Raw genomic sequence first — 15,529 nt, 5'->3', positions numbered from 1 at the left:
TCAATTAAATATATCGAAATATGAATCGTCGTTGTGACACTCTTAACGAGTGCCCACACAGATTGTCTTGTCTAAATTTTTAAAGAACATTCACTAGAAACCGTTGTTTTTTAGTGACTCACCCTGCTCGAGTGAGGTGCGCATTATACGCTGGAAGTTTTCGTTGTCAACACTTTTTGAAAATTTATTTTCTGAAGCGTTTCTTCTAAACTCCCGTCTTTACTGGCCTATAAAGGTAGTAGAGACTTACTTCAAGAGGCTTGCTGTTTTGCTTTTCCCCCGAAGCGGATGCGCATTTTAGGGAAATGAGCGCTCACGTCAACACTTATTTTAAAAAAAGTGTCATATTCGTTTTGAACGCTCAAAATACCAACTATTTCCAGTATTTCAGCTTATTCCTTAACCTGAACTTGCGCCACAGGTTAAGCGGCTTAGCTTTTATCTTACCTTTATAGTTACTATCAAAGTCATCGACTGCATCTAAAATACGTTCGCAATTACGTCCATCTCTATAGGCTTCATGATAATGGGCAAAGTCATTAACCTCTTTCATTAATGATGCTGGTCGCGTTAATGCAGTTTCAATGGCGTTTTCTACTTCGCTTACTTCTGTGACATTAAGTAAATGTTGTCCGGGGTTTGTATTGCGATAAGTGACAACAGGTTTGTTCATCATCATAAACTCTAAAATTATAGAGCTGCTGTCACACAACATGACATCTGATTGCTGAAAGTCTTCAAGACGCACATTATCAACAAAGGTAACGTTACTATTTTCATCTGCCAGCGCACGATATCTATTTAATAGTGCTTGATCGTTGAGTTTAGGATGAAATGTTAAACGCCAATTCCATTTCTTTTCTTTCACTAACCTACTTATTGTGTCGACAAGTACAGGAGCAGAGGTAATGCCTTTAGAAAAAGTGGTGGCGTAGAGAATAGTGGGAACATCGTTTTCCTTCTTATATGAAGAAAAGTAGTCATCCACTTTCGCCCAACCTGTTTGATACACTTTAAAAAACTGATGCTTTGCTTCAAGCTGCTTAAAATACTCTGTGCTACTTGGCCCCTGAGTACAGTACATATCAAACCACCCGCGAATAGAGAAGTGATCATCTGTAGCGCTACTCTTCTCCCCCCGCTTGCCAATCGGGTAACCGTGAAATACTGATACCTTTATACCTGGCAAAAAGTGATAGATGATATTTCCACACGCAAATATGGCTAAGGGGTTGTATTCAATAACATCATTAATAGTATGAAGGCGAATTTCATCAGGCTTCAATAGATCGGGACATTCTCCTTCCAAAAACCACGCTACTTCGTCACCTCTAGCCCTAATGGCCTCTTGTAGTGGTCTATAAATAGGATACGCATAGGAAAGGGCAGTGAAAAATACATAGCGCTTGGGCATTACAACGTCTCGATAAATTCTATTAGCAAACTACATTATCATTTTTCTCTTTGTGATTTACTACCCTCCTCTTCGCGTGTTGCAACGTAGGATAGTTATCTGATGCTTAAAGCATTACAGGTAGGCTCTGTAACCACCCTACTAGTACCAACTCATCGGCATTGCTGTTAGAGTTTGCGTAATTCACTTTCTGCGCAATTTATATGAGTGTGTAATGCATAAATCGATTGATAGTTTTAAAGGTGTTTCTCCTACATTAGGAAAGAATGTCTATGTTGATGGCTCGGCAAGAATCGTCGGTGATGTAGTTTTAGAAGATGATGCGAGTATTTGGCCGCTGGTTGCAGCTCGTGGCGACGTGAACAAAATTCGTATTGGTGCCCGTTCTAATATTCAAGATGGCAGTGTTTTACACGTTACCCGTAAATCTGAGAAAAACCCCAATGGCTTCCCACTTATTATTGGTGAGGACGTTACCGTTGGGCATAAGTGTATGCTGCACGGCTGCCAGTTGGGTAATCGAATTCTCGTTGGCATGGGCGCTATTGTAATGGATGGTGTTGTTGTTGAAGACGATGTGTTTATTGGTGCAGGTACATTAGTACCGCCGAACAAAAGGTTAGAAAGCGGATTTCTTTACGTGGGAAACCCCATGCAAAAGAAAAGGCCGCTCAACGACGCCGAAATGGCATTCCTGAAACAATCTGCCGTTAACTATGTTGTATTGAAAGATGAGTACCTTGAAGAAGCGAACTAGTTTCGCTTCTCACCTTGCTCAACGATAGCCCTGACACGTTTTACAATATCTGAAGTATCGGGGCGCTTTTGTGTCCATATGTAGAAAGCTTCAGCCGCTTGCTCAACCAGCATCCCTAATCCATCTATTTGCGTTTTGACACCAAGTTCGGCCGCATCTCTCATAAAGCGCGTGGGTGAGTTTTTATAAACCATGTCGTACACCACTTCACAATTTTGTAAAACACCATCATTTAAACGGCACGGCAATTCATTGCTTAAACTGGCGGCTGTTGAATTAATAATAATATGAGGCGCAACATCTGCGATATCCTCAAGCGCGACCACCTGCACTTTAGCGTTAGAGGCAGCATTTACTACTTCCTCAGCTTTTGCTTTGGTTCTATTTGCAATGGTTAAAGAAGCGGCCCCTGCTTTTATTAACGGGGAGATTACGCCACGGGCTGCGCCGCCGGCACCAATAAGCAACACGCGCTTACCCTTAATTTCCACACCGCTGTTAAGCAAGTCGTTTACCAGCCCTACACCATCAGTGTTGTATCCCCACACTTCACCGCTGTCACCATTCATTAGCGTATTAACAGCTTGTGCATCTTTGGCTGCTTGGTCATCTACCTTTGCCAAGTTGAATGCATCAAGCTTAAAAGGCATAGTGACGTTACAACCTACCGCGCCTTCCTGAGCTAAAAACGCGTTGGCGGCATCTACAAAACCATCTACTGGCGCAAGTATCTTTTCATAAGAAATCTTTTCTCCCACTTGTTCAGCAAACATTTGATGGATAGTTGGTGATAAACTCTGTGCAATAGGATTTCCGAATACAGCGAATTTTTTCATGGGAATACGAGACTTATTTAATATAAAGAAGAAAAGCGATAATCGTGCTTCGCAGAGTACACCATATGAACGTATAGGTGGAGAGGAGAAAGTACGGGAATTAGCAAATACGTTTTACGACATAATGGAAACCGATCCACTCGCCAATGAACTGCTAGCTATTCACCCCCAGCCATTTGACAGAATTCGCCACGTGTTCTTTCTCTATTTAAGTTTATGGCTTGGTGGTCCTGATGATTACCAGCAGCAGTATGGCCACCCGCGTCTGCGTGCACGCCACCTACCTTATACCGTAACACCAGAGTTAAAAGCGCAGTGGATGTATTGCATGCGAAAAGCCATGTTTAAAACGGTTGAAGATATCGCCTTAGCTCAACAGTTGATAGACGCACTTGATCAACTCGCCAATCACATGGTGAATACAAAATAAAAAAGCGCGTTGAAAGGATTAACCTTTTAACGCGCAACTCCCCTGTTACTGTCTACGCTCTTTATGGCGCATAAAGTAGTGCAATTGTGAAAGCCTAATAGTTAATAAGGCGTAGAACTAATAATTAGAATGTGTAACCCACCGATAAGGTATACACCCAAGGATCTATTTCAATATCACTTACCTTTCCAGCAGCATCACCCACTTTGAAGGTTGCTTCGGTATCTATATCAATGAATCGAACCGATGCATTAACATGCCATTTGGTATCAATTTGGTAATCCATTCCCACCTGTGCTGACAAGCCAAATGAATTATCAAGCGAAAGGTCGCTTAAGCCAGCTGTTTCATTTGCACCTGTAAACTCTTCATCAAAGATAAAGGTATAGTTGATACCAGCACCAATGTACGGCTGAAACGCAGAGCTGGCATCATTAAAATAGTAGTTTGCGGTAAGCGTAGGTGGAAGGTGCGTGACTTCTCCAAGCTGGTTACCCGTCCCTAACGGGTCAGCAACAGAAAAATTCACGTCGTGCTTAAACGGCGTTGCGGCAAGCAGCTCAATATTAATGTTATCAGTAATAAAGTACGCTACGTTTAGACCTAGCTGAGTATCGTTATCGATATTAAGGGCAACGCCAAGATCAGTTCCACCCGCGACGATGTTAGAGGTAGATTCGTCAGGAGCAACGGTAGTAAGACCGCCACGAACAATCCAGTCGCCCTGCTGGTGAGCGCTAGCTAAAGGTGAGAGTGCAGCAAGAGTAAAGCAAAGTGCAGATGCAGAAAAAAAGTGTTTGCGCATGATGTGTCTCTTTTGTGTTTAACTAAGATGGCGATACTTTACGCCTGTGGTTAAGAGAAACATTGATCCAGCGCAAGTTTGATAACTCACTGAAACACAGATGATATTCCACCTTGATGTAGATCAAAAAAAACGCCGCATTAACGTTAATACGGCGTTTTTTAGTCATTAAAGATGAAAGCTGCTATCGGCGGTCCGCGTAAGGATTTAAGCGGAGCCTTATTTAATAATTAATCACCAATCAGTAGGTTTTAACCAGTCTGTCAGCTTGGCTTCGGCGCTACCCGGTGCAGGTGTATAACAATACTCCCAGCGCGCGAGCGGCGGCATCGACATTAGAATTGATTCCGTACGCCCGCCGGTTTGCAATCCAAATAAAGTGCCCCGGTCAAATACAAGGTTAAACTCAACGTAGCGGCCCCGGCGATAAAGTTGGAAATCACGCTCTCTTTCGCCGAAATCGGTTTGCTTACGACGTTCAACAATAGGAACGTAAGCATCGATGAAGCCATTACCAACAGCCTGCATAAATGCAAATGACTGTTCAAAGCCCCATTCATTCAGGTCGTCGAAGAACAAACCGCCCACTCCGCGAGTTTCATTGCGATGCTTTAAGTAAAAGTAGTCGTCGCACCACTTTTTGTACTTAGGGTAGACATCATTGCCAAATGGTTTGCACAGCTTCTTTGCAGTGTCATGCCAATGCAAAACGTCATCTTTAAACGGATAAAATGGCGTCAAGTCGAAGCCGCCGCCAAACCACCAGATAGGTGCTTCGCCCTCTTTTTCTGCAATAAAAAAGCGAACATTAGCATGTGACGTTGGGATGTACGGGTTATGTGGATGAATAACGAGTGATACACCCATTGCTTGAAAGTTTCTTCCCGCAAGCTCAGGGCGATTAGCCGTTGCTGAAGCAGGCATTTGACTACCAAACACATGAGAAAAGTTAACGCCGCCTTGTTCAATCACCGCACCATTTTTTAGTACTCGAGAGCGGCCACCGCCACCCTCTTCTCGCTGCCAGCTGTCTTCAACAAACTGGCCCTTACCATCGGCAAGTTCAAGGGTTTGGCAAATGGTGTCTTGCAGCCGTAGTAAATAGCTTTTTACTTGTTCTATTACTTCAGCGGCATTTTTACCGTCCAGTAATTCTGCTGATGTCATGCTCTTATTACCTCTGCTGTGTCACCATCGCGAATGGTACTGGGTTTAGTTGCACCGCCTACTTCCCCTTCGACATAGAAGACGGAATCAGCGAATACGGCTTTTGCCTCTTCAGTGGTGATGGCTGGCGGTTGGCCGGTCAGGTTAGCGCTTGTAGAAACTAACGGTTTACCTAACTTGTTGCACAATTCCACTACTACAGGGTGATTAGTTACGCGCACCGCTATTTTACTATGCTTGCCGGTTAACCAAACTGGCGCAGATGACGACTTAGGTAATAGCCAAGTATTAGGGCCTGGCCAGCTCGAAAAAATATCGGTGCGTCTGTCAGGGCGAATGGCGTTATCGTTAACATAAGGCAGTAGCTGACTGTAGTTTGCTGCAATCAAGATCACGCCCTTTTCTACCGGTCGCTGTTTTATCTCTAACAGCGCATTTACAGCGGCTTCATTGTCGGGGTCACATCCGATGCCCATTACCGCTTCGGTTGGATAAACGATTAAACTGCCAGCTTGGAATGCGGATACAACAGGGTCTACTTCAGGTGAGTTAGCCTCAACGGGGGTAAACGTGTTTACGTTCCCATTTTGGATATCAGACATGGTTTTAATCTCTACGTATAGTTCTTCGTTTAGTTGTTCGTATAATTACTTTTTAAAGCCACAACTAGGCTGAGGACACTGTAACTGCCCCTTTTTATCTATCAATACTCCCCAACCGCAGTCTGGGCAGCTTTCATTAACCGGCGTGAAATTTAGCACATATCGACATTGTGGATAATGGTTGCACGCAAAAAACTGTTTGCCGTATTTGTTAGTACGCGAGATTAGATGCCCTTTCTTACACTTTGGACAATCCACCAAAGTATCTTCTTTTTCTTTAATGGGCTCTATGTGATGGCATGAAGGAAAATTGATACAGCCGATAAACATGCCAAACCGCCCTTTCTTTATGGCTAAGTCGGATGCGCATTCAGGGCAGGCTACACCGTCTAAGGTTTTCAGTATGGTGGTTTGTTTATCGTGAAGTGGCTTACTAAAGCTACATTCCGGATAGCCCGTACACCCGATAAAAGGGCCAGATTTACTGTTCTTTATATGAAGAGGTTTACCGCACTCGGGGCAATCTCCGAAATTATCATCGAGAGCATGCTCGTGCGCTGAAAAGAGTGAATGGTCTATTTTAGACATGTATTGGACGTTAAGGCCTTAAACGCGCTGCAATTTCACAGCGCATTTTTAAGTAAAGATTCAAATACCAGTGACTACAACTGCATTAATGCAGAACACCATCTGGCTCTTCGAACAAAAGATCTTCCATTTGTGCGTAGGCTTTCTCTTTGCCAGGTACGTTGAATAGTACCATTAGCACAACCCACTTCAGGTCTTCCAAGCAAAATTCATTGGAATCAATTTCCATAACGCGATCTATAACCATTTCGCGTGTGGAGGCATCCAACACATTAACCTGTTCTAAGAACATAAGAAAACCGCGACATTCCACATCTAAACGCATTTGTTCTTCATGCGTGTAAATACGGCTTAAGCTAGTGCTAATACCTTTGCAAAAGTACGGTTTGATGTCCGTCTCTTGCAGTGCCGCTAACTTTTCTAACCATGCGAGGGCTTTATAAATCTCATCGTGATGAAATCCTGCGCGCACAAGCTCTTCCGTTAACTCGTCTTGGTCAACACGAATTTCCGTTTCACTGTGAATGAAGTTTTCAAACAGATACATGAGGATATCGAACATATTATTTTCCCCTCAATTTAACGTAACCACCAGGGACAGCGGCCACTAAACCACGCAACTCATATTCTAATAATGATGCCATTGCTTGCGATACAGATAAGGCATTGCGCTGGGCTATGACATCAATAGCGGTGATGTCATAATCCACACTAGCTAATAATTTATCGGTTGCCAAGCTATTCGCTGTACTTTTTTCGTTTTGCTCGTCAACATTCAAGCCTAGTTGTTCAGGCTGAACGCCAACTTCATCTAGAATATCGCTTATATTTGTTACTAATTTGGCGCCCTGTTGGATTAACCAGTGACAACCTTCAGCGTAAGCGTTAGCGATATTGCCTGGCACAGCGAATACTTCTCGCCCCATATCTGCGGCCAAATTCGCAGTTATCAAGGTGCCACTCTTAATTTTTGCCTCTACCACTAAGGTTCCAAGGGATAACGCTGCGATAATTCGATTTCGCCTTGGAAAATGCCAAGGCTTAGGTCCCTGCCCCGGAAAAAACTCTGTAACGGTGACACCTCCGTCATTGTTGATAGCTTCATAGAGCTTACTATTTTTAGCCGGATATACCTTTTCAGGTCCCGTACCCATTACCGCAATGGTTCCGGTGCTACCAGACAGGGCGCCTTGGTGTGCGGCGCTATCAATGCCCATGGCAAGGCCGCTCGTCACTACAACTCCGCTACTAGATAACCCATAAGCAATGTCGGTTGCGGTACGCTTACCCTGAAGGCTGGCCCTTCTGCTTCCCACTATAGCAATCTGTGGTTTTTGAAATAGCGCTTTGTTTCCCGTGGCGAATAGCGCGAGGGGCGGACTATCCAATTGCTTAAGTAATTCTGGATAGTGAGGCGATGACAACGGCACGATGTGTCTATTGTCGCTCGCTTGCAGCCAGTTTATTGCTGCATCAATAAGAGGCGGTGAAATGTTGTTGGTGAGTTGTTTAACCTCGTTAGGCAGCGAAGACGTGTTGCTGCCTAAATCGAGAGTAGAAAGTTGATATTTTTCGAGAGCCTGTAGCCATAGTTTAGGTGAAACACGCTGAGCGGAAGCCAGTGCTATCCATGCTAATGCTTCGCTGTCTAACTGAGAAGATTGTGGTGCCATTATCGCTCCTAATGCGAGCGACAATGAACCATGCAATGTTTAAGGCTTGGCGACAATGAAGCCGCGCTTTATCCCCTTATTCGCTCGCGTAATTAATCCGTAACTTGCCGCATCAAATGTTTTAAACACAACAACTTCACCTACTTTAAGCGCGGGTTGCGATACCGTATCGATAAACCACTCACCACCAGTGTTAGCGCCGGGTTCATCTACATAGCGTGGACTTTCTTCGTTAATAATGGCTGGACCTTGTGAGTAAAGCCCCAGGACCGTACCTGGCGCTACTTCCATACTGCCTAAATCAAGAATGACAACGTCGTATTTGCCAAGTAAATCGTGATCATGCAAATCTCCAACTATTGCGCCTCGCTGCGAAGTAGCCGGAACAAGTTCAAAGCCTTCAGGATGTTCAAATCCACCCGCCATTAACTTATCACCGCGCTTAGCTTCTTGGTTCGCATCGTCGATGAAAAGCAACATCGTGTTGCTACCTTCATCTTTTTCCACTAGTGAAGCTGTTGAAACATGGGTAACTTGAATACCAAGGATTTCCCCATCAAGATTTCTAATCGTAGCGTGCTTTCTTACAACTCTGTACTGATCGTCGGTACTGAATTGTTGCTGGCTTAACACAAAATCATCAGACGCAAACCTTACGTTTCCATCCTGATTACCCAGCAATTTAGGTAGCGAAGCATAGCTTTCCTCGTCTAGCAGCATATGTTGTCTTATAAATGGCGAGATAGTTGTCCACGACAACACATCAACAGGCTTCGGTTTTACTCGCTTATCGGTAGCCGGAGAAAGCTTATAGGAAGGCTTGTCGCGCTTTACACTTAATACAGGCTGCCCATCAACATACCCAACGACGATAACATCGCCCGGGTAAATAAGGTGTGGATTGTCGATTTGGGTGTTGGTTCGCCATAATTCAGGCCAGAGCCAAGGCTCATTGAGAAAAACGTTAGCGATTGCCCATAGCGTGTCCCCACGCTTTACTGTGTAGGTTTCTGGCGCGCTCTCTTTTAGCTGCAGCGCAAAGGTAGGCAAAGAAAGCAGTGCACCTAAGATAAACAATGCTGCACGACGCGCGTAAATCAATCGCTTTTTCAAATTAACCACCTGCAAATTATTCACTGTCACTTATTGTTGATTTTTCAGACAATAGCACTATATCGGCATAACTAGGTATTCTAATAGGGTTTCGGTAAAAAACTGCACGAAACAGCCCGATATACGTTAGAATAGTAACTTAATAAGCACTGTAAAGTGTGCTGGCAATTAGATCGTATATGAATTTATACAGCGAAAAGGTGAAGTAAGCGAGAAATGGCAATTTTAGACGTATTAAGTTTTCCTGATGAACGTCTTCGCACGGTAGCTAAGCCGGTTGAAGAGGTTAACGACGAAATTAAACAATTGGTATCGGACATGTTCGAAACCATGAAAGACGAGAACGGTATTGGCCTTGCTGCAACGCAAGTTAACCGCCACGTTCAAGTTGTTGTAATGGACGTATCGGAAGATCAAAACGAGCCACGCGTATTTATTAACCCTGAAATCATTCGTAGAGATGGCTCCACGATTAGCGAAGAAGGCTGTTTATCAGTGCCGGGTAATTACGCGAAAGTTGAGCGCGCCGAATCAATTACCGTAAAAGCGCTAGATCAGAATGGCGAAAGCTTTGAGTTGGATGCAGAAGGTTTGTTAGCGATTTGTATCCAGCACGAGTTGGATCATCTAAAAGGCAAATTGTTTATTGATTACCTTTCACCGCTTAAGCGCCAACGTATTCGTAAAAAGCTTGAGAAAGAAGCGCGTCTTGCTGCAAAAGCCTAAGGAATAACGTGACAACTCCATTGAAAGTGATTTTTGCCGGTACTCCGGATTTTGCAGCTAAACATCTATCAGCGTTACTCGAGAGCGAGCACGAAGTCATTGCTGTTTACACTCAGCCTGATAGACCCGCAGGGCGAGGTAAAAAGCTTACCGCCAGTCCGGTTAAAGTATTAGCAGAAGAAAACGCCATTCCAGTTTACCAGCCTCAGTCGCTTAAAGCTCAAGACGCTCAGGAAGAATTAGCCTCGCTCAATGCCGATTTAATGGTAGTTGTTGCTTACGGACTGATACTGCCTACCGCGGTGTTAAATGCACCTAAGCTAGGGTGCATTAACGTGCACGGCTCTATTCTGCCTAAGTGGCGAGGCGCGGCACCAATACAGCGTTCAATCTGGGCGGGTGACGCTGAGACCGGCGTAACTATAATGCAAATGGACGAAGGTTTAGATACGGGTGACATGCTTCACATAGCAACATTGCCTATTACCTCTGAAGATACCAGCGCCACCTTATATGAAAAGCTAGCAGAGCTAGGACCACAAGCGTTGGTTGAGGTCGTTAATGAATTTGATCGTTACACGCCCACCAAACAAGACGACTCTCAAGCGACCTACGCGAAAAAGCTATCAAAAGAAGAAGCCCTGATTAATTGGGCAGACGATGCTGAGCAAATAGAGCGAAATATCCGCGCCTTCAACCCTTGGCCTGTAGCGTGGATGCAGGTCGAAGATCAGAACGTTAAAGTATGGTCTGCCAGCGTTGTTCCTTTAAATAAAGGTGCCACGCCAGGTACGGTAATCAGTGCTAATAAAGAGGGCATTACTATCGCTACGGGGCGCGATGCGCTTTGCATTACATCTCTTCAAATTCCTGGCAAAAAGGCGCTTCCAGCGTCAGACGTTATCAATGCTCGCCAAACGTGGTTTGAAGTGGGCCGTTGTCTGACACAAGCGGACTAAACGTGAAACCATTACCCCTTCCCAAACAAAAGAACCTGCGCGCAGATTGCGCGTGGGTCATCTATCAAATTTTAGAACAAGGCAAGTCATCTCGTGAGTGCTTAGAGCGCGTTCAGCGCAGACACAACGCTAGAGATAACGCATGGCTTCAAGAGATGTCGTTAGGTGTGATGCGTCGCCTGCCCCTTTTACAACACTGGCTACGCTCTTTGTTGGATAGGCCTCTAAAAGGCAATAAGAAGGTCATTGAACACCTTATTCTTCTTGGTTTGTACCAGCTCAGTTTTTCCCGCGTTAGCAATCACGCCGCCGTAGGTGAAACCGTCGCCGCCGCCTCTTATTTAAATGCTGCAGGGCTAAAAGGGTTAGTTAATGCAGTACTGCGTAATTTTCAGCGTGAGAACCTTGCTGACAAACCGGTAGACGACACCATCATAAACAGCGGCTTACCAAAGTGGTTATTTAAGGCAATTGAGAACGCCTACGGTGACGACGCCGAGCAGGTACGTAGTGAAACGAATGCCATGGCCCCCATCTGGCTTCGCGTGAATAAATTGCAAACATCGTTGGCGGCATTTACTCAGGCTCTAGATAAAGCAGGGGTTGAATATACCCTTAGTGAAAACCACGCTGATGCGGTAATTCTGACTAAGCGAGAAGATATTACTGCCCTGCCCGGTTTTGAAAAAGGTCACTTTGCGGTACAAGATGGGGCAGCGCAATTAGCTGCGCATTACCTAAAGCCTCAAGCAAACGAACGTATTCTAGACTGTTGCGCCGCACCCGGTGGAAAAACAGGGCACATTGTTGAGTGTGCACCTGATACAGAGTACGTGTTAGCGCTTGATGCCGACGCTACACGCCTAAAACGCGTAGAAGAAAACATGACTCGCCTTAAGCATACGGTCGATATTAAGCAGGGTGATGCAGCTAATCCTGAGACCTGGTGGGACGGAAAGCCCTTCGACAGAATATTACTGGATGCCCCCTGCTCTGCAACTGGCGTTATTCGACGTCACCCAGATATTAGATGGCTTCGAAAAGCCAATGACATCGACAATCTAGCACAGCTACAACGGCGCATATTAGAAACCTTGTGGGGTCTATTAAAGCCAGGCGGCACGCTGCTTTATGCAACCTGTTCTATTTTGCCAAAAGAGAACATGGCGCAAATACAGCAGTTTCTCGCCGACACTCCAGATGCCTCGTTATCGCCCATAGTGAAAACAGAAACCGTTGATAAACCCGGGCGCCAGATAACGCCAGGAGAGCAACAAATGGATGGTTTCTATTATGCGAGGCTGGTAAAGTCAGCAGACTGAGTTCAATAGTTGTGCAACGTCACACAGTTAAGACTTGCACGAATATGAAGGCAAAATAATAACGATGAAGATCATCATTTTAGGGGCCGGCCAAGTAGGCGGAACACTTGCTGAAAACTTAGTGGGTGAGAATAACGAAATAACGGTTATTGACTCTGACCCCACTATATTGCGCGCACTTCAAGACCGTCTTGATTTACAAGTAGTAACAGGCGTGGGATCACACCCTGATGTGTTGCGTAAGGCCGGTGCAGAAGATGCAGATATGCTGATTGCCGTAACCAATAGTGATGAAAGCAATATGTTGGCCTGTCAGGTGGCCTACAGCCTATTTAAAACACCCACTAAAATCGCTCGCGTACGCTCTGAACAGTACATCATTTACCAAGAGCAGCTATATAAGCAGCAAGACATTCCCGTTGACCACATTATCGCTCCCGAGCAGTTGGTAACTAAGGCCATCAAACGTCTTATCGACTACCCGGGTGCACTTCAGGTGGTTGAGTTTGCTGAAGGCAAAGCCAGCCTTGTTGCGGTTAAAGCCTATTACGGTGGCTTATTGGTAGGCCACGCGTTATCTGCGCTTAAAGACCACATGCCTAACGTTGAAACCCGGGTTGCTGCCATTTACCGACGCGGCCGCCCTATTCGCCCGTTAGGTACCACGGTTATTGAGGCCGATGATGAAGTGTTCTTTATTGCCGCTACCAAGCACATTCGCGCAGTAATGAGTGAGCTTCAAAAGCTCGAATCAAGCTACAAACGAATTATGATAGCCGGTGGTGGCTTGATTGGCGCAGGCCTTGCGAAAAAGTTAGAGCACAATCATAACGTTAAGCTTATTGAATACAGCCCAGAAAGGGCCAAATATTTATCTGCGAACTTAGATAAAACCATTGTATTTAGCGGTGACGCGTCTGACCCTGAATTGCTAAGTGAAGAAAATATCGAGCAAGTTGACGCTTTCATAGCCGTTACCAACGACGATGAAGCGAATATCATGTCGGCCATGCTGGCAAAGCGTATGGGTGCACAAAAAGCCATGGTGCTTATCCAGCGAAGTGCTTATGTGGACTTGGTGCAAGGCGGTGAGATAGATATCGCGTTTTCACCTCAACAAGCCACTATCTCGGCGCTACTGACTCACGTACGTCGAGGTGACATTGTAAACGTGTACTCATTACGACGAGGTGCTGCCGAGGCTATTGAAGCGATAGCGCACGGTGATGAAAATACCTCTAAGGTGGTTGGCAAACAAATAGGCGATATTAAACTTCCGCCAGGTACCACGATTGGGGCTATTGTTCGAGACGATCAGGTGATTATTGCTCACAGCGATACCAAGATTGAAGCAAACGACCATGTAATTTTGTTCTTGGTTGATAAGAAGTACATCAACGACGTGGAAAAGCTGTTCCAACCCAGCGCATTTTTCTTTGGCTAGCGCTTTTGCAAAGCGTCATAGGTGCCGCAAGATTAAAAGTTGAAGACATAAAAATAAAGGGCGATATTTATCGCCCTTTTTTTAGCTCGTATCAAAACTACCGGTTTATTTGTTAACTGCGCCAGAACGTTGGTGAGAACAAGACCAGCAATGAGAAGACCTCTAGTCGCCCAAATACCATGGCAATCACCAGTATCCATTTGCCTGCGTCAGTAACATCAGCATAGTTGGCCGCTACGCTCCCCAATCCCGGACCTAAGTTATTCAGCATGGCCGCAGTAGCGGTAAAGGCGCTTAGGTTATCTAAACCCGTGGCAATCAAGCCTATCATAATGATAACAAACACCACTGCATAAGCTGAAAAGAACCCCCATACGGCCTCTACTACTCTGTCAGGCATGGCACGGTCACCAAACTTAACGCTGTATACCGCTTTCGGGTGAATTAGCCTATCAACCTCACGCTTGCCTTGTAGAAACAGTAAGCAGACGCGTACTACTTTTAAGCCCCCACCCGTGGAACTTGCGCACCCGCCGATAAAGCTTGAAAAAATAAGCATAATAGGGAGGAATGCCGGCCAGACTGAAAAATCAGTGGTTGCAAACCCGGCAGTGGTACTAATAGATACCGCTTGGATCATAGCTTGGTCTAAAGCCTGCTCTGCCGAGCTATAGTAGCCTGATAGCGTAAGTACTAGGAAACAAATCCCGATGAGTGAGGCTTGAATGATAAAGAACGCCTTAAACTCTGGATCGTTAAAATAGCCTTTAACCGAACGAGAGCTCACCGCCGCATAGTGTAATGAGAAGTTTAACGCAGCAATAAGCAAAAACACGGTACACACCACGTTTACCATAGGACTATTAAAATAGCCTAAGCTGGCGTCGTGGTTCGAAAAGCCACCAATAGCAACCGTTGAGAAAGAATGGCAAATCGCATCAAAAACATTCATTCCCGCAAGCCAGTATGCACCGGCACATGCAATGGTTATGGATAGGTAGATGTACCACAAATGCTTTGCCGTATCGGCAATACGCGGAGTCATTTTATTATCTTTAACTGGGCCAGGAGTTTCTGCCCGATAAAGCTGCATTCCCCCTACTCCAAGGATAGGTAAAATGGCAACTGCGAGTACGATGATACCCATGCCACCTAACCACTGAAGTTGTTGACGGTAAAACTGTACTGAGTGAGGAAGAAAATCTATCCCCTCAATAACCGTAGCTCCAGTGGTAGTCAGGCCAGAAAATGACTCAAAGAAAGCATCGGTTACCGTCATGCTTGGTTGCTCTAGCAAGATAAGTGGAATTGCCCCCACGCTTGCTAGTACTGACCAAAACAGCGCAACAATCAGAAACCCTTCTCGTGCTCTTAAGTCATTTTTCTGCTGACGGTTGGGATACCACAATGCCATACCGCCGATGACACAAAATATAAATGCGAGGATAAAAGGCAGGCCACTGCCATCTTGATAAATCAACGACACGATAGCGGGTGGGATCATGGTTACGCTAAAAAGCGCAATTAATAACCCAAGTATTCGTATGATGGCACGGTAGTGCATTGTTTGTTATGCCTTTATTTTTATAGTGCGCATAAGGACTACTGAGCCCTAGTTACAATGTGCTTTTTGATATGGTTTCAAAAAGCGAATCTATCTACGTGAAACAAGGTAGATGAAATCCTATACGTT

At 45.1% G+C, this 15,529-nt stretch carries 16 protein-coding genes; 6 read left to right on the top strand and 10 right to left on the bottom strand.

Annotated features, from left to right (window positions below):
• Positions 1-373: 373 nt before the first annotated feature.
• Positions 374-1,285, bottom strand: coding sequence for a UDP-N-acetylglucosamine 2-epimerase (locus MHM99_RS02155; protein ID WP_239217968.1), 912 nt, complete (start codon positions 1,283-1,285; stop codon positions 374-376).
• Between the two features lie 343 nt (positions 1,286-1,628).
• Between MHM99_RS02155 and MHM99_RS02150 the strand changes: the two genes are divergently transcribed.
• Positions 1,629-2,171 carry a gamma carbonic anhydrase family protein gene (locus MHM99_RS02150; protein WP_014947739.1) on the top strand — a complete coding sequence of 181 codons (543 nt, stop codon included), beginning with the start codon at positions 1,629-1,631 and terminating at the stop codon, positions 2,169-2,171.
• Here MHM99_RS02150 and aroE read toward each other — a convergent pair.
• Positions 2,168-3,007, bottom strand: a complete 840-nt coding sequence (gene aroE / locus MHM99_RS02145; protein WP_039222347.1) for a shikimate dehydrogenase — start codon at positions 3,005-3,007, stop codon at positions 2,168-2,170. The genes MHM99_RS02150 and aroE overlap by 4 nt on opposite strands.
• On the opposite strand from aroE, the gene MHM99_RS02140 reads away from it, so the two are divergent.
• Entirely contained in the window at positions 3,006-3,437 is a 432-nt protein-coding gene (locus MHM99_RS02140) for a group II truncated hemoglobin (protein ID WP_049586347.1), read from the top strand. The genes aroE and MHM99_RS02140 overlap by 2 nt on opposite strands.
• A 124-nt stretch (positions 3,438-3,561) precedes the next feature.
• Here MHM99_RS02140 and MHM99_RS02135 read toward each other — a convergent pair whose 3' ends face one another.
• The 7 genes from MHM99_RS02135 to MHM99_RS02105 all read right to left on the bottom strand — a co-directional run bounded on the left by MHM99_RS02135 (position 3,562) and on the right by MHM99_RS02105 (position 9,394).
• Positions 3,562-4,242 (bottom strand): OmpW family outer membrane protein, encoded by a 681-nt coding sequence (locus tag MHM99_RS02135; protein ID WP_049586348.1) that lies wholly within the window; start codon positions 4,240-4,242, stop codon positions 3,562-3,564.
• 234 nt (positions 4,243-4,476) lie between these two features.
• Positions 4,477-5,409, bottom strand: coding sequence for an oxygen-dependent coproporphyrinogen oxidase (hemF, locus tag MHM99_RS02130; RefSeq protein ID WP_239217957.1), 933 nt, complete (start codon positions 5,407-5,409; stop codon positions 4,477-4,479).
• Complete coding sequence (locus tag MHM99_RS02125) at positions 5,406-6,011, bottom strand: Sua5/YciO/YrdC/YwlC family protein (RefSeq protein ID WP_239217955.1); 606 nt, start codon at positions 6,009-6,011, stop codon at positions 5,406-5,408. Before MHM99_RS02125 ends, hemF begins: the two co-directional genes overlap by 4 nt.
• Before the next feature lie 45 nt (positions 6,012-6,056).
• Positions 6,057-6,599: a type I DNA topoisomerase gene (locus MHM99_RS02120; RefSeq protein WP_239217953.1), complete on the bottom strand. Its 543-nt coding sequence runs from the start codon at positions 6,597-6,599 to the stop codon at positions 6,057-6,059.
• Between the two features lie 85 nt (positions 6,600-6,684).
• On the bottom strand, positions 6,685-7,161 hold the full coding sequence (locus tag MHM99_RS02115; RefSeq protein ID WP_014947732.1) for a DUF494 family protein: 477 nt from the start codon (positions 7,159-7,161) through the stop codon (positions 6,685-6,687).
• Position 7,162: 1 nt separating this feature from the next.
• Complete coding sequence (dprA, locus tag MHM99_RS02110; RefSeq protein ID WP_049586354.1) at positions 7,163-8,272, bottom strand: DNA-processing protein DprA; 1,110 nt, start codon at positions 8,270-8,272, stop codon at positions 7,163-7,165.
• A gap of 39 nt (positions 8,273-8,311) precedes the next feature.
• Positions 8,312-9,394, bottom strand: coding sequence for a LysM domain-containing protein (locus MHM99_RS02105; protein ID WP_239217966.1), 1,083 nt, complete (start codon positions 9,392-9,394; stop codon positions 8,312-8,314).
• 207 nt (positions 9,395-9,601) lie between these two features.
• Between MHM99_RS02105 and def the strand changes: the two genes are divergently transcribed.
• The 4 genes from def (at position 9,602) to trkA (ending at position 13,836) form a co-directional block, all read left to right on the top strand.
• Positions 9,602-10,111: a peptide deformylase gene (gene def, locus MHM99_RS02100; RefSeq protein WP_239217951.1), complete on the top strand. Its 510-nt coding sequence runs from the start codon at positions 9,602-9,604 to the stop codon at positions 10,109-10,111.
• A gap of 8 nt (positions 10,112-10,119) precedes the next feature.
• Positions 10,120-11,070, top strand: coding sequence for a methionyl-tRNA formyltransferase (gene fmt / locus MHM99_RS02095; protein WP_039228916.1), 951 nt, complete (start codon positions 10,120-10,122; stop codon positions 11,068-11,070).
• A 2-nt stretch (positions 11,071-11,072) separates the two neighbouring features.
• Positions 11,073-12,392 (top strand): 16S rRNA (cytosine(967)-C(5))-methyltransferase RsmB, encoded by a 1,320-nt coding sequence (gene rsmB / locus MHM99_RS02090; protein WP_239217949.1) that lies wholly within the window; start codon positions 11,073-11,075, stop codon positions 12,390-12,392.
• A gap of 64 nt (positions 12,393-12,456) precedes the next feature.
• On the top strand, positions 12,457-13,836 hold the full coding sequence (gene trkA / locus MHM99_RS02085; RefSeq protein WP_014947726.1) for a Trk system potassium transporter TrkA: 1,380 nt from the start codon (positions 12,457-12,459) through the stop codon (positions 13,834-13,836).
• Between the two features lie 112 nt (positions 13,837-13,948).
• On the opposite strand, the gene MHM99_RS02080 is transcribed toward trkA, so the two are convergent.
• Positions 13,949-15,400 (bottom strand): TrkH family potassium uptake protein, encoded by a 1,452-nt coding sequence (locus MHM99_RS02080; protein ID WP_014947725.1) that lies wholly within the window; start codon positions 15,398-15,400, stop codon positions 13,949-13,951.
• Positions 15,401-15,529 lie beyond the last annotated feature (129 nt).

It is taken from the genome of Alteromonas sp. MmMcT2-2 (assembly GCF_022348305.1).
In the GTDB taxonomy this organism is placed as follows: Bacteria; Pseudomonadota; Gammaproteobacteria; order Enterobacterales; family Alteromonadaceae; genus Alteromonas; species Alteromonas macleodii.
Note: the sequence above shows the minus strand (reverse complement) of the source record. Positions and strands in the feature narration are given on the sequence as shown.